The organism is Pantoea sp. CTOTU46764, assembly GCF_031974595.1.
In the GTDB taxonomy this organism is placed as follows: Bacteria; Pseudomonadota; Gammaproteobacteria; order Enterobacterales; family Enterobacteriaceae; genus Pantoea; species Pantoea trifolii.
Genome location: NZ_DALYOQ010000022.1, coordinates 53,091 through 57,630, shown reverse-complemented (window position 1 = coordinate 57,630; position 4,540 = coordinate 53,091). Strand labels below are relative to the sequence as shown.

Below are 4,540 nucleotides of genomic sequence, written 5' to 3'. Positions count from 1 at the left end.
ATCACCGCTTTGACGTCTTCCAGCGCCAGAGCGACATCGCCGCCGCCTAATTGCGCGACGGTAGCTTCATCCAGTACACGCAATAACGCTTCCATTACTGCTCCAGCAGGCGATCGGCGAAGGGATAGAGCGCCGGAGAACCGCCACAATGCACAAAGGTAACGCGCGATCCTTGCGGAATGCGCCCTTGTTCGACCAGCGAGAACAGGCCGTGCATCGCTTTGCCGGTGTAAACCGGATCCAGCAGCACGCCTTCCAGCTGGGCGAGTTGGTAGATGGCGGCAATGCCGCCGTCCGATGGCACGCCGTATGCCTGACCGACATAACCATCTTCAATCCAGATATCCTCCGGCTGCCACTGCTGCGGCCATTGCAGCAGATCGGCACAATCCTGCGCCATGCCGGCAATGCGCGGCTGGAACCAGTCGGCTTTGGCGCTCACGCTCACCCCAATCACCCTGGTATTGGGCCAATAGCGGCGCGTACCCACATGCAATCCCGCCAGCGTGCCGCCGGAACCGGTGGGCGCGACGATGAAGTCGGGCGCGGGCGTCTGGCTGGGTGCCAGCTGCGCCGCCATCTCTTCCACGGCCCGCACATAACCCAATGCGCCGAGTGGGGTTGCGCCACCCAGCGGAATAATCATTGGGGTTTCGCCTTGCGCGACAGCCGCATCAGCGTGCGCCTGCATCGCACCTTCAATCTGCGTGAAATAGCCGTCGGGATCGAGAAACTGCACCTCGGCCCCGAACAGCTTGTCCAGCAACAGATTACCTTGCCAGCTTGCGGGCGGATTGCCCCGCAGCACCAGCACCGGACGCATACCAAACTTGCGTGCGGCGGCGGCCACCATGCGGGCGTGGTTCGACTGATGCCCGCCGGTGGTGATCACCACATTCACGCCTGTTTTGCAGGCCTCCGCCATCAGATACTCCAGCTTGCGGACTTTGTTGCCGCCGCCGCCGAAGCCACTGTAGTCATCACGTTTGATCGTCAGCGTAATCCCAAGTGCCTCACTGAGCCGCGGCAGCGGCTCGTGAGGCGTGGGGAAGAAGCCGAGCGGAACGCGTTCAAACTCTTCAACTGATTTCATTGTGTGTTACCTATATTTTTATGTACTGCGGTGTTTCCCTGGTGTGGCGCGACCCGGCCAATGGCCGAATCATTGAATGCGTTGAGCCATAAGCTCATGGATTGCTGGAAGCGTTCGAGTCCCGCCAGCGTGACAAACTCATTGACGGCGTGGGCGTTGCCGCCGTGGCCTAATCCGCCAATCAGAAAGGCGGGCGCGACGGCCGCGAAAGCGTAAGCGGGCGCACAGCCCGGCGCCCACGGCCAGATTTGCGGTGTCGCGCCCAGCGTTTGATAGCTGGCGATTAAGGCATCGACGCCGCTGGCGCTGCGGCTAAAGCGCACGCCGGGATAGCGATCGAACAGTTGCAGTTCGCTGCCGGCTAAATCGGCTTGCGCCAGGCGCTGCTGCGCGGCTCCAATCATCGCGTCCTGATCGAAACCCGGCGGGATGCGAAACGCCAGTTCCGCGCTGGCACGGAACGGAATGACGCCGCGTCCGCCCGGCGGATCGCTGTGCAGTTCCGCTAGCGTTAAAACCGCGCTGCCGAGCAGCGTTTGCAGGCAGCTCAGCGTGTCGCCTTCAATCATCAGGCGCTGGCTGCGACGGAACTGCAGTTCGTCATCAATACTGAATTCGGCGGCTAAGGTCGCCAATAACTGATTCGCCTCATCATCCGTGGCGTTACACGCCAGCACGCCGCTGTGTGCTGCTGGGGCGATGGCATCTAATGCCTGCACTAAGCGCCACGCCGGATTGGCGATCCAACCGGCATTGCTGGCATGAATCGCGGAAGCAGGTCCGCCCCATGCGCCGCCGCTGACGCTGAGACGTCCGCTGGCCAATCCGGTAAAGCCGAGATAGACGCGCGGTGCGCCGCCACCGTATTCGCACAACGAGGGGAACAGCACGGCTTCAGCGGGCGCAATCGGGCAAGGCTGCTGCGCCAGATAACGTCGCAGTGCACCGCTGCCAATTTCCTCTTCACCTTCGAGCAGGATTTCAATATTGAAATCGAGCTGCTGGTTCTGCTGCAATTCGCGCAGCAGGATCAGCAGGGCGGCAACCGGGCCTTTGTTGTTCTCTGCGCCGCGTCCGACAAAGACCGCGCCGAGATCGTCCCAGTGACACACGCCACCGACAAACGGCGGCACATCCCAACCGGCCTCATCCGCAGGCATCACGTCATACATGTTGTACAGCACCACGGTTTTGGCGCTGCCGTTATCGATGCGTACATGGACCAGCGGTGGGACATCATCGGTTTGAGACGCCACCGGATAAATCACGCTGGCGCCAAGTTGCTCCACCATCCACTGTTCCAGCCAGGCGGCCAACCCGCGCTGCGAGGATAACTGACCGGCCACGCTCGGCCAGCGCGTCAGTTCACTCAGCAGTTCAAGCGTGGCATCAAGGCGACTCATAAACGAATCCTCGGGTTCAGCACCAGATAGAGCAGGTCGATCAGCAAATTGATCGCCACAAACACCACCGCTGCGAGCAACACAATCGCCTGCACCAGCGGGAAGTCGCGGTTTTGAATCGCCTGAATCGCCAGACGACCAATGCCCGGCCAGGCAAAAATAATCTCTGTTACCAATGCGCCGCCGAGCAGCGAGGCGAAATACATGCCCTGCACGGTGATCACCGGAATCAGTGCGTTTCGCAAACCGTGGCGTACCACGATGCGCCAGGCGCTGAGCCCTTTGGCGCGCGCGGTACGGATATAATCCTGTTGCAGCACATCCAGCAGGCTGGCGCGCGTCAAGCGTGCTACGGCGCTCATGTAAAACGCACCAAGGCTGAGTGCGGGCATCACCAACGCGGCGAAAGTGCCGTAACCGCTGGAAGGCAGCCACTGTAACTTCAGGCTAAACAGCAAAATCAGCAGCAGCCCCAGCCAGAACACCGGAATCGCCTGGCCGGAGAAGGCCAGCAGGCGGCACAGCAAATCCCACATGCTGTGCGGTCGCAGGGCGCTGATAATGCCCAGCAGCAGACCAAGCAGCGAACTCCACGCCAGCGCACTCACCGCCAGCAGCGCCGTGGCGGGCAAGCGCTCAGCAATCAGCGCCAATACCGGCTGGCTGTAGCGCAATGATTCACCAAAATCGCCGTGCAGCACGCCGCCAAGATAGTGGCTGTATTGCCACAGCAGCGGACGATCAAAGCCCATGCTGTGACGGAACGTATCAATCTCCTGCTGGCTGGAGCCGGGCGGCATCATCAGCGCCGCCGGATCGCCCGTCATGTGCAGGCTGAAGAAAATCAGCAGCGACACGCCAAGCAGCACTAATATCGACTGGCCAAGGCGATTGAGCAGAATGTTCAGCATCTTAATCCAGCCTTGTGTGCGTGCGACGTAACAGCGCATCGCCGAGCAGGTTGCAGCCAATCACCAGCGCCGCAATCACCAAACCGGGATAGAGCACCAGCCATTGCGACAGCAGCATGTAAGAGCGGCCTTCGCCAATTAAGTTGCCCAGCGTCGGCGTGGGGGGCTGAATGCCCATGCCGAGAAAACCCACTGAGGCTTCGAGCACGATCAAGCGTGGGATATCCAGCGTCAGCAGCACCACCAGTGGCGTCAGCAGATTGGGCAGGATATGCCGCAGCAGCACGCGCAGCGGCGAAAAGCCCATGGCGCGCACCGCCTGAATGTATTCCAGTTCACGAATTTCTAAGGTTTTGGCACGCGCCACGCGGGCATAAATCGCCCAACTGGTGCAGCCCATAATCACAATGATGTTGGTGAGTGATGCGCCCATCAGCGCAATCACCAGCAAAATCAATAGAATAAACGGTACCGCCAGCTGGATGTCGATCAGGCGCATGATCAGCGCATCAACCCAACCGCCGGCATAACCGGCAATCATGCCGAGCGCGACGCCAATCACCGCGCCAATCGCCGCCGCCACTAATACCACCAGCAGCGACAAGCGCGTGCCGGAGAGAATACGCGCCAGCAGATCGCGGCCCAGTTGATCGGTACCAAGCCAATGCGTGGTTTGCGCGCCGGGTGAACCCGGCGTCAGAAACATCTCGCTGAGGTTGTTACTTAAGGCATCGGGCAACGGCAGCCATGGAGAGAGCAGCGCCGCGGCAATCACCACGATCAGCAATACGCTGCCGATCACCGCATCGCCGTAAATCAGGCGGCGCGGACGGCGCTGCAGCACGTTGCCCGGTGAAATCATTTCAGCCTCAGATCAAACAGCGGGATGCGGGCATCGACGCGGCCTTTGAAGTTGAGCGAGGTGCTGTGCGCATACAAGGTATCTTCACGATACAGCGGCAGCAGCGGCTGTTGTTCAGCGACGCGTTGCTGAATCTGCTCTAACACCTTTTTGCGCGCAGCGGGATCAACAATCTGACGGCTTTGGTCGAGCAGCTTATCCAGCTCCGCATCATGCACGGTGGAATAGGGCTCGCCGCTGCGCAGGATGGGGAACAGCGCGGCATCGGCAT

4 protein-coding genes and 1 pseudogene are annotated in these 4,540 nt (G+C 60.6%); all 5 read right to left on the bottom strand.

Annotation, left to right across the window (positions count from 1 at the left end):
• Nucleotides 1-94: 94 nt before the first annotated feature.
• Nucleotides 95-1,093 (bottom strand): 1-aminocyclopropane-1-carboxylate deaminase/D-cysteine desulfhydrase, encoded by a 999-nt coding sequence (locus tag RTM06_RS10285; RefSeq protein WP_256696435.1) that lies wholly within the window; start codon nt 1,091-1,093, stop codon nt 95-97.
• Nucleotides 1,090-2,496 carry a M20/M25/M40 family metallo-hydrolase gene (locus RTM06_RS10280; RefSeq protein ID WP_312181913.1) on the bottom strand — a complete coding sequence of 469 codons (1,407 nt, stop codon included), beginning with the start codon at nt 2,494-2,496 and terminating at the stop codon, nt 1,090-1,092. The genes RTM06_RS10285 and RTM06_RS10280 overlap by 4 nt, the downstream gene beginning before the upstream one ends.
• Entirely contained in the window at nt 2,493-3,407 is a 915-nt protein-coding gene (locus RTM06_RS10275; RefSeq protein WP_256696437.1) for an ABC transporter permease, read from the bottom strand. Before RTM06_RS10275 ends, RTM06_RS10280 begins: the two co-directional genes overlap by 4 nt.
• A gap of 1 nt (nt 3,408) precedes the next feature.
• Nucleotides 3,409-4,269: an ABC transporter permease gene (locus RTM06_RS10270; protein WP_312181911.1), complete on the bottom strand. Its 861-nt coding sequence runs from the start codon at nt 4,267-4,269 to the stop codon at nt 3,409-3,411.
• Nucleotides 4,266-4,540 (bottom strand): annotated as a pseudogene (locus RTM06_RS10265) (ABC transporter substrate-binding protein); the annotation flags it as partial. The pseudogene RTM06_RS10265 and the gene RTM06_RS10270, both read right to left, overlap by 4 nt.

Coding starts and splice junctions, on each gene's coding strand:
- RTM06_RS10270 (WP_312181911.1), bottom strand. CDS start 4,269: ATGATTTCACCGGGCAACGTGCTGCAGCGCCGTCCGCGCCGCCTGATT.
- RTM06_RS10280 (WP_312181913.1), bottom strand. CDS start 2,496: ATGAGTCGCCTTGATGCCACGCTTGAACTGCTGAGTGAACTGACGCGC.
- RTM06_RS10285 (WP_256696435.1), bottom strand. CDS start 1,093: ATGAAATCAGTTGAAGAGTTTGAACGCGTTCCGCTCGGCTTCTTCCCC.
- RTM06_RS10275 (WP_256696437.1), bottom strand. CDS start 3,407: ATGCTGAACATTCTGCTCAATCGCCTTGGCCAGTCGATATTAGTGCTG.